This window comes from uncultured Brachyspira sp., from assembly GCF_944390845.1.
GTDB lineage: Bacteria > Spirochaetota > Brachyspiria > Brachyspirales > Brachyspiraceae > Brachyspira > Brachyspira pulli.
On sequence record NZ_CALXRM010000075.1, the window covers coordinates 1 to 15,653 of the forward strand.

At 26.6% G+C, this 15,653-nt stretch carries 16 protein-coding genes; 8 read left to right on the forward strand and 8 right to left on the reverse strand.

Features of this window, described 5'->3' with window-relative positions:
• Nucleotides 1–144 precede the first annotated feature (144 nt).
• Entirely contained in the window at nucleotides 145–945 is an 801-nt protein-coding gene (locus Q0K52_RS12480) for a hypothetical protein (protein WP_297299898.1), read from the forward strand.
• Between the two features lie 90 nt (nucleotides 946–1,035).
• On the opposite strand, the gene Q0K52_RS12485 is transcribed toward Q0K52_RS12480, so the two are convergent.
• Genes Q0K52_RS12485 through Q0K52_RS12495 form a run of 3 tightly spaced genes read right to left on the reverse strand, consistent with a single transcriptional unit; the run spans nucleotide 1,036 to nucleotide 2,343 of the window.
• On the reverse strand, nucleotides 1,036–1,539 hold the full coding sequence (locus Q0K52_RS12485) for a hypothetical protein (RefSeq protein WP_297299900.1): 504 nt from the start codon (nucleotides 1,537–1,539) through the stop codon (nucleotides 1,036–1,038).
• A 23-nt stretch (nucleotides 1,540–1,562) separates the two neighbouring features.
• Entirely contained in the window at nucleotides 1,563–2,099 is a 537-nt protein-coding gene (locus Q0K52_RS12490; RefSeq protein ID WP_297299902.1) for a hypothetical protein, read from the reverse strand.
• 40 nt (nucleotides 2,100–2,139) lie between these two features.
• Nucleotides 2,140–2,343, reverse strand: a complete 204-nt coding sequence (locus Q0K52_RS12495) for a hypothetical protein (protein ID WP_297299904.1) — start codon at nucleotides 2,341–2,343, stop codon at nucleotides 2,140–2,142.
• A 333-nt stretch (nucleotides 2,344–2,676) separates the two neighbouring features.
• Between Q0K52_RS12495 and Q0K52_RS12500 the strand changes: the two genes are divergently transcribed.
• Complete coding sequence (locus Q0K52_RS12500) at nucleotides 2,677–2,904, forward strand: hypothetical protein (RefSeq protein ID WP_297299906.1); 228 nt, start codon at nucleotides 2,677–2,679, stop codon at nucleotides 2,902–2,904.
• Between the two features lie 139 nt (nucleotides 2,905–3,043).
• Here Q0K52_RS12500 and Q0K52_RS12505 read toward each other — a convergent pair whose 3' ends face one another.
• The 4 genes from Q0K52_RS12505 to Q0K52_RS12520 all read right to left on the reverse strand — a co-directional run bounded on the left by Q0K52_RS12505 (nucleotide 3,044) and on the right by Q0K52_RS12520 (nucleotide 8,103).
• Complete coding sequence (locus Q0K52_RS12505) at nucleotides 3,044–4,372, reverse strand: NfeD family protein (protein ID WP_297299908.1); 1,329 nt, start codon at nucleotides 4,370–4,372, stop codon at nucleotides 3,044–3,046.
• Nucleotides 4,373–4,916: 544 nt separating this feature from the next.
• Entirely contained in the window at nucleotides 4,917–5,681 is a 765-nt protein-coding gene (gene modA / locus Q0K52_RS12510; protein ID WP_297299910.1) for a molybdate ABC transporter substrate-binding protein, read from the reverse strand.
• A 141-nt stretch (nucleotides 5,682–5,822) separates the two neighbouring features.
• Nucleotides 5,823–7,118 carry a replication-associated recombination protein A gene (locus Q0K52_RS12515; RefSeq protein WP_367271001.1) on the reverse strand — a complete coding sequence of 432 codons (1,296 nt, stop codon included), beginning with the start codon at nucleotides 7,116–7,118 and terminating at the stop codon, nucleotides 5,823–5,825.
• The gene (locus Q0K52_RS12520) at nucleotides 7,111–8,103 is read right to left on the reverse strand and encodes a hypothetical protein (protein ID WP_297299912.1); all 993 of its coding nucleotides are present in this window, start codon (nucleotides 8,101–8,103) and stop codon (nucleotides 7,111–7,113) included. Before Q0K52_RS12520 ends, Q0K52_RS12515 begins: the two co-directional genes overlap by 8 nt.
• Before the next feature lie 187 nt (nucleotides 8,104–8,290).
• Here Q0K52_RS12520 and Q0K52_RS12525 point away from each other — a divergent pair, with 187 nt between their 5' ends.
• From Q0K52_RS12525 to Q0K52_RS12550, 6 genes are all read left to right on the forward strand, one after another.
• Complete coding sequence (locus Q0K52_RS12525) at nucleotides 8,291–10,141, forward strand: methyl-accepting chemotaxis protein (protein WP_297299914.1); 1,851 nt, start codon at nucleotides 8,291–8,293, stop codon at nucleotides 10,139–10,141.
• 366 nt (nucleotides 10,142–10,507) lie between these two features.
• Nucleotides 10,508–12,007 (forward strand): sodium-dependent transporter, encoded by a 1,500-nt coding sequence (locus Q0K52_RS12530; RefSeq protein WP_297299916.1) that lies wholly within the window; start codon nucleotides 10,508–10,510, stop codon nucleotides 12,005–12,007.
• 27 nt (nucleotides 12,008–12,034) lie between these two features.
• Nucleotides 12,035–12,130, forward strand: a complete 96-nt coding sequence (locus Q0K52_RS12535; RefSeq protein ID WP_013114021.1) for a MetS family NSS transporter small subunit — start codon at nucleotides 12,035–12,037, stop codon at nucleotides 12,128–12,130.
• A gap of 177 nt (nucleotides 12,131–12,307) precedes the next feature.
• Nucleotides 12,308–12,892, forward strand: a complete 585-nt coding sequence (locus tag Q0K52_RS12540) for a CarD family transcriptional regulator (RefSeq protein WP_297299919.1) — start codon at nucleotides 12,308–12,310, stop codon at nucleotides 12,890–12,892.
• 70 nt (nucleotides 12,893–12,962) lie between these two features.
• The gene (locus tag Q0K52_RS12545) at nucleotides 12,963–13,964 is read left to right on the forward strand and encodes a PIN domain-containing protein (RefSeq protein ID WP_297299921.1); all 1,002 of its coding nucleotides are present in this window, start codon (nucleotides 12,963–12,965) and stop codon (nucleotides 13,962–13,964) included.
• Nucleotides 13,961–14,593 (forward strand): cyclase family protein, encoded by a 633-nt coding sequence (locus Q0K52_RS12550; protein ID WP_297299923.1) that lies wholly within the window; start codon nucleotides 13,961–13,963, stop codon nucleotides 14,591–14,593. The genes Q0K52_RS12545 and Q0K52_RS12550 overlap by 4 nt, the downstream gene beginning before the upstream one ends.
• On the opposite strand, the gene Q0K52_RS12555 is transcribed toward Q0K52_RS12550, so the two are convergent.
• On the reverse strand, nucleotides 14,555–15,604 hold the full coding sequence (locus tag Q0K52_RS12555; RefSeq protein WP_297299925.1) for an ABC transporter substrate-binding protein: 1,050 nt from the start codon (nucleotides 15,602–15,604) through the stop codon (nucleotides 14,555–14,557). The two genes, Q0K52_RS12550 and Q0K52_RS12555, sit on opposite strands and share 39 nt — an antisense overlap.
• Nucleotides 15,605–15,653: the final 49 nt, after the last annotated feature.

The window sequence follows — 15,653 nt, forward strand, 5'->3', positions numbered from 1 at the left end:
CGGGGCAAAGCCCTGCAGATATTTAAAATTTAAAAAAATTATTTTTGACAAAATATAATTGTTTAGGTATATACTAATAAAAAAATTTGTAATTTTGATTGGTATAGGTTACAATAAATACCAAATATTATTTGAAGGAATTTTATGACATCATTGAGAAAGGAATTAGAAAAAAGAGAATTTGAAACTTTAGATTTATTCACAGTATCTTTTTCTTTATTTATATCTAATTTTACTAATTTTTTAATATTGGCATTAATATGTTCTTTGCCTTTGATATTAACAAGTATATATTTTCCTGTAAGAATGTTTGATCCGGAAAAGGTAAAAACTGCAGAAGATATTATTAAGTGGTTTCAAAATGATGTAACTATAGGTTTTTATATAAATATATTTCTTTCTTGGTTTTTAGATACTTTATCTGTAATAGCGGTATCTTTATTAGTAGAAGGATTAGTGTACAAAAGAAGAAAAACAGCTACTTGGGCTATTTTAAAAAGTTTTAATTTTATATTCCCAGCATTAGTAACATCTTTAATGTATTTTGTGCTTGTATTTTTAGGTCTTTCATTCTTTATAGTTCCTGGAGTAGCATTAATAATATTATTTGTATTTATTCAGAATGTTTGTGCTTTAAGACATACTTGGGGAATTAATGCTTTGAAATATTCTTTCTACTTAGCTAAGCCTAAATTTTTTAAGGTGTTGTTTATACTTACATTTATATTCTTCTTTCAAAGAGTATATTCAATAACATTCCTTTCTACTTCTATAGACACAAGGGAAGGATTATTATCTTATTTTATTTCCATGATTGTACTTTATATATTTGATATATATTTCAAAGTTATTATGTCATTATTCTTTTTGAACAGAGATTATATTATGAGTAACAATGTAAGTGTTGATGAAACTGTAGATGATGATGACGAAATAAATGAGTAATTAATTATATTTATAGTTAATAAAAAAGCGTAAATCACTTTATAATAATATAAAATGGTTTACGCTTTTATCATGAAGGTATATATATTATTAGATTTTTTTCCAAACTTTTTTGAAGAATACAGCTAAAAAGGCTATTACTATAACAACAATAGCAAGCTGAAATAATACCTCAAAAATATCTTCTAAATTATGAAGTATATAATACATTCCATAAAATCTTGATGAAAATATAATAAGTGATACAAATAGTAATCCTAATAAAACAGCAGCAGCTATAATAATAGTTTTTTTATGTTTTTTTACTACTATCAAATTAGTATCATCAGATGAACTTTCTTGTTTATTATCATATTTTCTATCATCAAATTTATCATACATCTTTTTTATAAAAGCTATTGCCAAAACTATCACAGCTATTGATATTGATAGCTTCAATAAAATCTCAGCGACATCATCTAAATTATGAAGAAAGTAAAAAAGATAATACTGTATTCCAAGAAATCTATTTGCTATTACTAATAAAGCTATCAATGCTATAATTGATACTGCAATTATAATAGGTTTTGATTTTGTAATTACATTATTTTTCATATTCCCCCCTTATAAAATATAAATTATTTTTTCTTTCTAACTTCTGACTTTAATCTATATTCTGGTTTTAATTCATATACCTTTTCATATCTGGGATCATTTTCTCTTGGATCAATACTTCCAGGCAATTTTTTTTCGCGTCTTTCATAATCTCTCATATCATATTCATATACTTGATCATCATTTATTATAGAATTTTTTCTTTTACTTCTTTCGCTTATATCGTTTCTATTATCTCTTTCATTATATAGTTCTCTGCGTCTTCTTCTGTTTCTATATTCTCTTTCATCTTCGTAGTCATCATAATAATCATCTTCATCATCATAACGTCTTTTTTTCATTCTTCTATTATTATCATAATCTCTCATTTTTCCAGATGTATTTTCATCTTTTAAGAATTTTTTTATGAAGTACATTACAACAACAATCATTAAAACTATTCCCACAAGTTTTGCTATATCTTCAATAAAGTCAAAAGCATCTTCTAGTAAATCAAAGCAATAAAGATTGCTTTGTATAATAAAAGTAGATATTAAAGTTGTGATTGTTAATTTTTTCATTATCTATTTTCTCCGTTAATTAAAGTAAAATGATATCTACTTATTGTTTATCATCAGAATTATTATCTTTTTTCATGTACTTTGTCAAAAAATATACAGCAGCACCTATTATAACAGCGATACCAATTATTTTAGCCAAATCATCAAATATAAAATCAAAAGTGTCTTCTATCAAATCAAAACAATAAAGATTAATACTAATAATAAACATAGATATTAAAGTTATAAGTCCTAATTTTTTCATTTATTTCCTCCTTATTATTTTCTTGTTAAGACATTTCCTTATATTTAAAGTATAGCATAATATTATAGTTTTGTAAATATTATTTAAATAAATTTTACACAAAATACATAATTGTAAATAAAATGTAAAGCAATATATAATACATTTTATACATATTTTTAATAATATAAAGATAAATATTAATGTTAATTTGTGATAATGTAATCAGATATTCATATACTATATAAAATGCCAAGTATTAACAATTTTATACAAATTATAATAAAGTTATCAAGCTTTTTTTTATATTACCGTTAATATGTTAACATAGTACTAAATAAAGGAGTTATTAGTATGACAGTTAATAAAATCAGCAATATAAATAATACACAGACAGCACCTGTTCAAGCTGTTCCTCAAAAAGCAGCTCAAACTAACATTCAAAAAATTAGCCAGCAGGGAAGCGGTATATCTCCATTATCAAGCAGATACACTTATGCAATAGGACGTGATGGAAAAAGATATGTATTACAGCTTAGAATAGATATATCTTCTGTTAAAGCTTTTAGTTCAATGGCTTAAAAAATATTTTATACCAATTTTTTGTATATAATAATATTTTTTAAGGATAGTATTAATGAAATTATATAAGATTATTATATGCTAGGAATTTATTTTTTAGATTTTTTAAAAATAAATTTCTAGCATATTTTTAGATAGCTTAAATAATTTTTTTTACTACTATTTTGTTTCCTTCTACTAATACAACTTTTAATTTACTGCCTTTATCTATAAATTCACCTTCACTTATAGCATCATATTTCTTATTATCTATAATAATATATCCAGAAGGTCTAAAGAAAGTATCAGCAATTCCTTCCTTATTTAGAAGCTCATTATAAGAAACACTTGAATTATATCCTGATGTGTCGCTGTCTAATATAACATTTCTTTTTAAATCTTTTGATTTTACAAAAAATCTGGCTATTAATATTATTAGTATTATATCAACTATTAATGATATAAATACAACAAGTGTGGCAGCTGCTATATTATTAATACCAAAGGACATAAATATACTAGAAACAATGCCTATTATTCCAAGTATTCCAGTAACTCCGAATCCTGGTATAAGAAATATTTCAACTCCCAAAAGTATTATTCCTAATACAAATATTGCAGGTGCTAATAAATTACTATCTCCTGATAAGAATTGGGCAAAGAAGAATACAGAGAAAGCTACTATAGCTGTTACTCCTCCTACACCAAATCCTGGAGTTTTTATTTCTAAATATATTCCTGCTATTCCTATAGATATTAAGAGGCTTAATATAAATGGATTCAATAAGAATTTTAATACTGAATCATATTGTTCTTCTTCTATATCCACTATAGTGTAATTTTTATCTAAACCTTTTAATTTTATTATTTCTTCTATGGAGTTAGCTTTTTTATCAGCTATATTTATTTTTACAGCTTCATCAGCACTTAATGTTAATAATGTTTTATCGTCCAAATCTATACCATCGCTTTTTCTATTCAAAACGATAGTTTCATCAACCATAGCTTCAGCTGCTCTTACATTTTTATTATTCGCTTCAGCCGATGCTCTCATAGCGGCACGCATTGCACTTACTTCTTTTTCACTAGCTTTTTTAGGTTCATTTCCATTTACATATATTGGTGTTGCTGCTCCTATTACACTTCCGTCAGACATATAAATTTCTTTTGCACTCAAAGATATTAAAGCTCCTGCTGATAATGCATTCTTATTTATATAAACTACAACAGGTACATCGCTTTCTATAATATAATTTTTTATAGACAAGGCAGAAGATAAAAGTCCTCCTGGAGTATCCAGTTCTAATATTATTAAATCTGCTTTATCTTCATAAGCTTTATCTATAGCTTTTTTTATATATCCGGCATACCATCTATTAACTTCCTGAAATTCTTGTTTTCTTATAACGTAAATTTTATTATCTGCTGCATATACTATATTGGAAAGTACAAAAATAGTTATAACAAATATTTTTAGTATATTTTTCATAGTTCTTATTTCCTAAATTATATTATTAGTATTTTAGTATAAGTTATATTTTTTTCAACTTATTAATTTTTTATTAATATTTTGATTTCTTTAAACGCACGGTAAACGAACTTTTATATATAATTTAAATAATAATTAATAATTATTTTATATATTTCATTTTATTTAACGTGCGGTGTAAGCATAATAAATTTAAAAATAACTTGGGTGGGTGTTAAAATAGCAGTATGAAATTAAAAAGAAAAATATAGTAAAAACAACATAAAATAAATTTAAAAGAAATAGGGTGGGATTTAGAATAGAGCTTTAAAATCTATTTACATTTGCCCGCCCTCTATCTTTATTGTTTTATCTGCAATTCTTGATTTTATATTTTTTATTGTTTAAAAAGAAAAGTTAACGCCCGCCCAAATGATTTTTAAATTTATAATTCATTTAACTCACGTTTAATGAATTGTAATTATTATTTAAATTGTAATTTAAAATTGTTTTATATTTTTCATTTTATTCAGGTTGCGGTATAAGTATAACAAATTTTAAAATATTATTTAATAACATTAAATCCATAATATGTTAATACAGTAATACTTTTTTCAGAATACAAATAATTTATAAAATCAATAGCTTCTTGTTTTTTTGAGCTATTTTTTGTTACGGTAATACCATAAATTACTTCTGTATCATCTTCATCAACTATTTCTATATTATTATTATGCATAGCTGAGGTTTTATATACTATTCCGCAATCTACTATATTGTCAACCTTCTCCACTAAATCAACTATCTCTCTAGTACTTTTAGCATATATAATTTTATCTGCAACTAAATTATATATACCTAAATCATGTAGTATTTCTTCAGTATAATATCCTATAGGAGAAGTCATTGATTCGCCTACAGCTATTTGTCTTATTGAATTATTTGCCAAATCTAAGAAAGAACTAATATCTTTGCCAGAGTTTTTACGAATAATTAAAACTATTTTGTTTTTAAGTATATTTTTTATTGTATCATTATATAAAAGATTTTTATCTTTTAATTTATCTATTTCTTTAGTAGAAGATGAAATATATAAATCTGTATAAAATTCGGATTCTATTTTTTCAGCCAACTTTCCTGATGAATTAAATGAAAGTTCTACTTTTTTTCCAGTTTCTGATTCATAATTATTAACTATATCGGATAAAGGAGATTTTAAACTGTCAGAAGCAAATATTACAATGCTGTTATTTGCTTTTTTAGAGCATGATAATAAAAATATTGATATGATGAAATATAAAATAATGTTTAATTTGTTTTTTACATTCATAAAAATCTTCCATTTAGTAATATACTCTATATTAAATATATTAAAATATTGAAATAGTCTACAATTTTTTTTATTTGTAATAAACAAAATTTGTTTTTTATCTATATGAAAGTTATTATTTAAGATATATTTTTTAATGAATTATATATGTTTTATAATCCATTCATAACGTTTTTTGAGTTCTCTTTCTTCGCCTATATCTACAGGCTCATAATATTCTTTTTTGATTCCTTTTTCTAAATAATCCTGTTTTACTATATGATACTGATAATCATGAGGGTATTTATATTCTTCGTTGCTTTTTTTATCGAATGTGGCAGAATGATTGTCTCTTAAATAATTTGGAATGGAATATAATTCTCCATTTCTTATATCCCTTATTGCTTTATTAATGGCATTGTAAGCGGAATTTGATTTAGGACATAATGCCAGATAAATTGTAACTTCAGCTAAAGGTATTCTTCCTTCAGGCATACCTATAAAATCAATAATACTTACAAGAGAAGCAGCAATATTCATAGCATTAGGTTCAGCAAGCCCTATATCTTCAGAAGCTAATATACATAAACGCCTTGCTATATATCTTGGATCCTCTCCTGATTCAAGCATTCTAGCTAAATAATAAATAGCAGCATTGGGATCACTTCCTCTCACACTCTTTATAAATGCACTTATAGTATTATAATGCTCATCTTCATCAAATGTTATTGATTGTTTGCTTGTAACATCTTTTACTATTTCTTCAGTGATAGTAAGTTTTTCTTTAGTTTCATCTATTTGAGTTGCTAAATATGAAGCTTCAAGATAAGTAAAAGCCTTTCTAACATCACCATGAGAATAACGTACTATTAAATTAATAGCTTCTTCTTCTACAGCAACATCATCTTCTCCTAAACCTCTTTTATCTGTTATGGCTTTTTCTATAGCCTCTTTTATATCATTATCATCAAGATTTTTAAACTCAAAAAGCATTATTCTTGAAAGTAATGCATTATTAAGATAAAAATAAGGATTTTGAGTTGTGCTTCCTATAAGAGTTACAGAACCATTTTCAACTGCTGGAAGCAGTGCATCTTGCTGGCTTTTATTGAATCTATGTATTTCGTCTATAAATAGTATAGTTTTTTTTCTATTTTCTAAATTTTTCTCAGCTTTTTTTATGGCTTCTCTTATTTCAGAAACATTTGAAAGTACTGCATTAAGTTTTATATATTCACTTTTAGTTTTTTTAGCTATTATTGATGCAACTGTGGATTTGCCGACTCCAGGAGGGCCAAAGAAAACCATAGATGTTATTTTATCTTTATCTATCATTTTCCTTAAAGTTTTATTTGGCCCAAGTATATGTTTTTGACCAAAAACTTCTTCTATAGTGAGAGGACGCATTCTTTCAGCCATAGGCTTGAAATTATTAATTTCCTCCTCAAAATCAAACATTGAGTTTTTCAATATATTCCTCTACTAATGGTATATAATTCATAATGTTTTCTATTCTTTCTTTGATTTCATATTCTAATAAGTCAGCTATTGATATATAGTCTTCATTAGAAAATGCTTCAAGTACATTATTCATCATTTCATTAAAATCATTTATAGCATCAGAAAGGCTTACTGAATCTATTGAAATTTGAGAATAGTCTATAGAATATAAAGCAGCTACATTTGAGAGTATACTGAAAGCATAGCTTGTTATTCTTGAGAATTTCTCTGCATACATAAATGCTTCTTTATCATTTCCAGCCTGAAGTTTATTAACTATAGAATCAAGTATATCAAGTATTAAAGGAAGGAATTTAGGAAGACTTCCTACTTTATATAAAGCATTACTGCTTGTGATATTACATGCGAATAGAGCTATAGTATTTATTTTAGCTTCTTCTATAACAAGATTCATAGCAGGCATAATTTTTTCTTTTATAAAAGGCTTTAAATCTTCTTTAAAGAATTCATTTACCTTTTCTAAATTATCAGATATAGTGTTAAGTCTTTCAGATTTAACCTCAAGCATTTTTAATACATGTATTATTCCGTAAGACTCTAAGCTCATATTAAATAAAAATATAGTTCTAGGTATAGAATCAAGCACCCAGAGTAATCCGTCTTTCAAAGCTTCTATATCTTTTTCCTCTACAGATTCAGTATTTTCTATATTTTGAAGATATTCTACAACAGACATAATAGAATATAATGAATATTCTGCTTGGCTTAATGCTTCCACTTCTATTTTTTGTATATTTTGTACAGGTATAGTTTCGTATTCTTCATCTATGTAAGGCTGTAATTCTTTACCATCTATAAGAACTTTATTTATCAAAAAATCATTAGAGTTACACCATTTTTCAATAGGCTTTAATATTTCGTAGGCATTTTGCTCATTTTCGAGCATTACTGATAATTCTTTTCCGTTTATAAAAATATTCATAATAATAGCACCATAAATAAAAGTTAAAAATTATATATTAAACTATCACGATTTTCGGATTTTATTGGTTATTAATAAAGATTTTTTATATAGCATAGAAATAAGAAAAAATTAATTGACTATATAAAAATAATTCTTATCTTATTTATGATTTTTTTATGAATTATGTTTTATGATGGAGAGTAAAATGAGGAGATTTAACAGCTTAGCATTCAAAGTACCTTTTATACTTTGTATTGTTACGACGATACTTATCACAATACTTTTAATAATTTCACTTAGAATAGCAGGAGAAGGTATATCTAAAAGCAGATTTGAGGGATTTGAGACAACAGTAAAAGGTTATTCATCGGTATTTGATGCATGGTTTAGAACTCAGTCTTATTTACTTGAAACTTATGCTTCCGTTCCTATAGTAGGGGAATATCTTGCGAGCAGAGATGCTGCTAGAACTCAAAGATTAAATGATACATTAAAAACTTTTCAATCAAAAAATGCCTGTGCTATACATGTAGGTATAGTTGATAAAAATGGTATTATAGTATCAGATAGTGATTACCCTAAATGGATAGGAGAAAAATTTACAGACCGTAATATTAATGTCTGGAATAAATTACAAAATAAAGAATACGGCTATGGTACAGTAAGTTATGGAAACGGACTTGCTCCTTCTGTGGTTAATGGAGAGCTTTCGTTTATATTTGCTACTCCTGTAAAAAATGGTAATTCTGAAGTAGGATATTTATATACTGTTTTTAGTTGGAAAGAATTCTATCAAAACTATATAGAAGGAATACAATTAGGTAAAACTGGCGGATTAGATGTAATAGGACCTAACTTAAAAATATTAATGAATACAGATTATAATAAGGTAAATACTGATGCACCTGCGGTTTATAAAACAGCATTTGAGAATAATTCATCTAAAGGTGTAGTTAGTTATGTTCTTAACGGTCATAAAATGATGGGCTCTTATACTAGAATGAAATATGTACCTTGGATTACTTCTATGACTATGACATCAGAAGAAATATTTGCAGAAAGCAGAAAAGCAATTATCAGCGGTATAATATTAGGTATAATAACTATTGTATCTATAGCAATATTTATTAATTTGTTTATACGTTCTATAACAAAGCCTTTATCTCATGTTGTAAGTGAGGCTCAGAGAATAGAAAGCGGTGATTTAACATCTTCAAAAGTAAAAGCAGCTAAAAGAAAAGATGAAATAGGTATGCTTTCTGATAGTTTTGAAAATATGAGAAAGAAACTTGTAGAAACTATTAAGGAAGTTAATAATGCTTCTCAATGTATAATGGACGCTTCGGAAAGATTGGCTAATGGTAATTTAGAGCTTTCAAGAAGAACAGAAGCTCAAGCAGCTAATTTAGAGGAAACAGCAGCTTCTATGGAGGAGATGGCTTCTACTATCAAATCTTCTACAGAGTATTCTCTAACAGGAAATGATATGATGAACTCCTCTAAATCTTCTATAGATGAAGCTGGAAACATTATTGTACAAACAACATCTAGTATCGAAGAAGTTTATCAGGCAAGTACAAAAATAAGAAATATAACTAAGATCATTGAAGACATAGCATTCCAAACTAATATATTAGCACTTAATGCATCAGTAGAGGCGGCAAGAGCTGGAGATCAGGGTAAAGGATTTGCGGTTGTAGCAAATGAGGTAAGAAATCTTGCTCAAACTACTCAGGCATCAGTAAAAGATATTACAGACTTGGTTGATAATGCTTATGAGAAAATCAATAAAGCTACAGAAACAGCACATCAATCTCAGGCTATATTTGATGATTTAAGAGGAAAAATAGATGAAACAGCAAATATAATGAGAGGTATTAGTTCAGCAGCAGTAGAACAGCAGGCTGGAGTAGAGCAGGTTAATAGGGCTGTATCAGAGATGGACGGAGCCACTCAGCAAAATAGTGCTTTAGTTAATGAGGCAGAAGCAGCTTCAAGAGATTTAGTAGCTCAGGCTAATTCTTTACAGGAAGCTATGAGATTCTTTAAATTATAAAAATAACTTATAACATAAAATATCTTCATTTAATAAGGGTATATATTATATAATATATACCCTTTATTTTTATTTAAGAATTATCTATATATGTAAAAAAATAAACATATATGATAATAGTTTTTTATAATGTTTATAAATAGTGTAATAATAAATTTACAAAAGTATAGTGTTTATATATCTAATGTAAATTATATATGTACAATATTTTATATATAAATATAAAACAATGTATTTTAATATTATTTTATGTGAAAAAACAAATAAAAAATTTCTATAAAAAGTATTGCTATTTTATCTTTTTTCATATATCATATAAAGTTAAAGTAAGAAAAGAAAAATTATAATAAAAAGGAGAGGAAAAAGATGAGTCAGCATCATCACAGAGGACAATGGGGAACAAGAGCTGGTTTTATACTTGCTGCTATAGGTTCTGCTGTTGGTTTAGGTAATATATGGCGTTTCCCATATATGGTTGCATCTAATGGTGGTGGAGCTTTTATGATAGTTTTCCTTATAGCTATGCTTACTGCAGGTATACCTATAATGATACTAGAATTTTCTATAGGTCATAAAACTCATAAAAGTGCACCTGGTGCTTTAAAAGCATTGAATCCCTCTTGGGAATGGTTAGGTTGGTTACAAGTATTTACATGTTTTGCGATAGTTATTTATTATTCAGTCATTATTGCGTGGTCATTATCTTATGGTTTATTTTCTATTCAAGGCTTGAAATGGGGAACTGATACAGCTGGATTCTTTACTAATGAATATTTAAAACTACAATCAGGATTTTCACTTAGTAATTTTAATATTGGAGTTGCTATACCATTAATTATTGTTTGGGTTATTATATTTGCTTCAGTTATTGGCGGTGTTAAAGATGGTATAGAAAAAGCAAATAAAATATTTATGCCTTTATTAGCTATATTAGTAGTAATTATTTTGGTTAGAGGTGTAACTTTACCTGGTGCTTTATCTGGTCTTGATTATATGTTCAAACCTGATTTTTCTAAACTTACTAATCCTAAAATTTGGATAGATGCTTATGGTCAAGTATTTTACAGTATGTCTGTAGCATTTGGTATAATGATAACTTATTCAAGCTATTTGCCAGATGATTCAGATATAGCAAATAATGCATTTATGACAGGTTTTGCTGATACTAGCTTCAGTTTGTTTGCTGGTATAACAGTATTTAGTATAATAGGTTATATGGCACATTCTCAAGGAAAAGAAGTTGCTGAAGTAGCTGGAAACGGCGGTATAGGTTTAGCATTTATGGTATTCCCAGAAGCTATTAACTCTTTACCAGGATTAAATGGAGTATTTGGACTTGTATTCTTCTTGGTACTTGCATTTGCTGGATTAACTTCTGCTATTTCTCTTGCTGAGGTGGTTATATCTTCATTTATAGATAAATTCCATTTCAATAGAAAGAAAGTAAGTATTATTATCATAGTTATACAAGGTGCTATCTCTATGGTATATGCAACAGGAAGCGGACTTTCTATACTTGATATAGTTGACGCATTCATAAACAACTATAACATTGTAGTAAGCGGTTTAATAGAGATTATATTGGTTGCTTGGGTATACAAACTTGCTGGATTCAAAGAGTCTATTAATACTGTAAGTGATTTTAAAATTGGTGCTTGGTGGGATTTCTGTTTGAAATTCTTAACTCCAATATTCTTAGCTGTAATGTTATCATTAAAATTGATTAATGATTTCAAAACTCCTTACGGCGGTTATCCAACAGGAGCTTTAATAGCTTTAGGTTGGTCAATGCCAGTAATAGCATTTATAGTTGGTATATTATTTGCTAAGTTTAAAGACAGACAGCCTAATATACCTCAAAAATAATAATAAATAAAATTAAGGAGAATAATTATGGGAATAGATTCTGCTATATTTATGGGACTTAGTTTATTAGCTATATGGGGAGGCTTTGCTTTCTTTCTTAGTATAGCTTTAAGAAAAATGTAATAAAATTATTATTTAAATGAATGGGCATAAACTTTAAATAGAAGTTTATGCCTTTTTATTGCATTTTTATATTTTGATGATGTGCTTGATTTTTTTCAAAATTAATATATAATGTAACGAGGTATATTATTATATTTTTAGAATAAATAATTGACTCATTTATATAAAAGGCTGATAATGTATAAATTGAATACGTATGTTGTATATCCTATGTATGGTATATGCAAAGTTATAGGGATATCTGATAGTAAAGTGAATTCTAATTTGGTAGAATGTTATGTATTAGAATGTGAAAGTGAAAATATTACATTAAAGGTGCCTATAAATAGAGTTAAAGAATATCGTATACGTAAGATAATTTCTAAAGCTGAAGCAGATGAGCTTTTAAATATACTTCAAACTAAGCCTCATGATATAGAAAATAATTGGAAAATAAGATATCAGGAAAACGAAGAAAAACTTAGAAGCGGAGATATTAAAGATACAATAGAAGTAGCAAGAAGCCTATTTACAAGAAACAAACTTAAAGAACTTTCAGCAAGTGAAAAGCGTTTATATGAAAAGGCTTATATGTTTATAGTGAATGAAATTAGTATAGCACTTAAGAAAGATAGAGATGAAATTGAAGATATAGTATCTAATGCATTAGAAAAATCGGCTAAAAAATTTAAAACTAAGCCTCTTGAAAAGGAAAAGATAGTAAAAGAAGTTAAAGAACCTGATAAACCAGTTAAGAAAAAGAAAAAAGATACTAAAGAGTGATAATCAGTATAAATATTCATTAGTTTATTCAAGCAACAATAATGTACATTAAGATATTTGGGAGCATTTTATGTGGAGAGTAGTATATTTTATTATATCTTTTATAATAGCTTTATTAGACTATTATCAATTAAAGGCTTTTAATTACAGAACTTTATTAATATTTTTGGTAAGTACAGTTTTAATATTTTTATTGGAATATTTCTTTATAAGAAAGAAGGCACCTAAAATTGCTCTTGCTTTCTTTATATCATTCTTTTTTACTTTAGTTACAGTTGTATTAACTATTACTGTGATTAATTTGATAGGAGTGGCAATATCTACAAATCATAAATTAATTATACTTTTTATTGAAGGTTATTTAACTTTTGGAATAATATCAGCATTTATACCAACAATATCTAGTATGCTTAATTTTACAAAATCAGATAAAAATAAAACAGCAAAAATATTAGATACTTCTGTTATAGTTGATGGAAGAATATATGATATTGCAGAAAAGAAATTTTTTGACGGACTTCTTGTTTTGCCTGAATTTGTTATAAAAGAAGTACAGTTTTTAAGCGATGCCAGAGATCCTCAAAAAAGAATAAGGGGAAGAAGGGCTTTAGAAATATTAAATAAAATGAAGGCTTCTAAAAATATACTTCTTTCAATTACTGATATAGATTTTCCTAATATTAAAGAAGTAGATTTAAAACTTATAGAGCTTGCTAAAAAAATGGATGCTAAAGTAATTACTAATGATTTTAATTTAATGAAAGTAGCTTCTATTCATGAGGTGGAGATTTTAAATATTAATGATTTGGCTAATTCACTTCATGTAGTAGTTTTACCTGGAGAAACTATCAAAATAGATTTAATCAGAGAAGGTAAAGACAAACAGGCTTTAGGTTATTTAGAAGACGGTACTATGATAGTTGTTGATAATGCTAAACATTTAATAGGAAAGAATGTAGAGATAGAAATAGATAATGTACTTCCTAAAGAAGCCGGCAGAGTAATATTTGCATCTCTTGCTAATTCTAAACCTAATAATAATAAAAAAAGACAGTACGATAATAATAAATGAGTACAATAATAGACCTTTCAGCTGCAATTTATAATAATATGTTTCATTATCCTGATGATATTGATGTTGCAGTTGAAAGTAATAATTTCGGGTATTTTAATATAACAAATATTTCTATGTGTGTTCATACAGGAACTCATATAGACACACCTTTACATTGCATCAATGGCAAGCCTTCTGCTGAAAATATTGAGTTAAATAGATTTATAGGAAAAGCATATTGTATTGAAATATTATATTCAGATTCTTATAGAGAAATAGATTTTCCTAAAGATTTTGATTTTAATATTATTAAAGGGTATGATATACTTTTAATAAGAACTTCTTGGGATAAAAATATTAATACAGGGGAATATTATAATAATTTTCCATATCTTAGTGAAAGTTTTGCAAGAAAGATAATAGATTTAAATATAAAAACTATAGGTATAGATAGTCCTTCAGTTGATTCTATTGACAGCAGTAATAGTAATTTTATACATAATATATTATTTACAAATGATATATGTATTGTAGAAGGATTAGTAAATTTAGATAAGGTTGCTAATAAAGATTTCTTTTTTAGTGCTGCTCCATTAAAAATAAATGGTTCAGACGGTTCTCCTACGAGAGCTTACGCTATTCTCTAATTTTTTACATTTAGCTTTATACATACTATATAATTCTATAATGAGCAATATTGATGTAGTTAAAATTATAATACATAGCAATATCATATCAAAATTAGTTTCACCATCTTCATAAATTAAATTGCTCCAAAGTGTTTCCATTAATATACCAGCACTATTATCTAAATTTGATATATGTTCAATCATAACTTTTATTTTTTCTTTATCCGGATATACTCTTTTATCATTTTTTATTTCATCTGGAAGTAATTCTAAAGCAGCTAAATTCGCAGTAGCATATTCTGTGAATTTAGCATTTTCGTAAGCTACTTGTTTTTCAGTTAAGAAATTTATATACATATGAGCTGCTTCTACATTTTTAGCAGTTTTTGGAATGAGCATGCATTCAACAAACGGATTTCCGCCTGATTTAGGTATGATAAAATATATATTAGGATTTTGTTTTATTATATTTAAAGCATCTCCTCCATAAGTAATGCCTAGAAAAGCAGATTCATTTTTTATTTCATAAAGTATTTCTTCCATAACATAAGATTGAACAATACTTTTTTGTCTTTTTAAAAGATCAAAAGATTCTAATATTTCTTTTTCATTTGTAGTATGCAAATCAAATCCTAAATGAGCATTAGCAGCAACAAAAGAATCTCTAGGAGTTGTTGCCATAAGTATCATTTTATAATAGCTTTCATTAAAAAGTATTGACCATTCTATATCTTCTTCTTTAACTTTAATTTTTTCTTTATTGTATATTATTCCGCTCATACCCAAAGTATAAGGTATTGCATATTCCCCATTAGGATCATAAGCTAATGATAAGAAGAAAGGATCTATATTTTTTCTTGCTGGAAGCCAATCAATATTCAATTTTTGAACTACATCATTATCAATCATTCTTTTTATGATATAATCTGTTGGAAATATTATATCATAGTTTACTGTTTCTAGCCTTAATTTTGTATATAAATCTTCATTGGAATTGTGAATTATACCAAAAATTTTTAACTTTGTCATTTTTTTAGTCAACTTTTTCCCGCCGCATACGCTCTGCGGACTTCGTCAA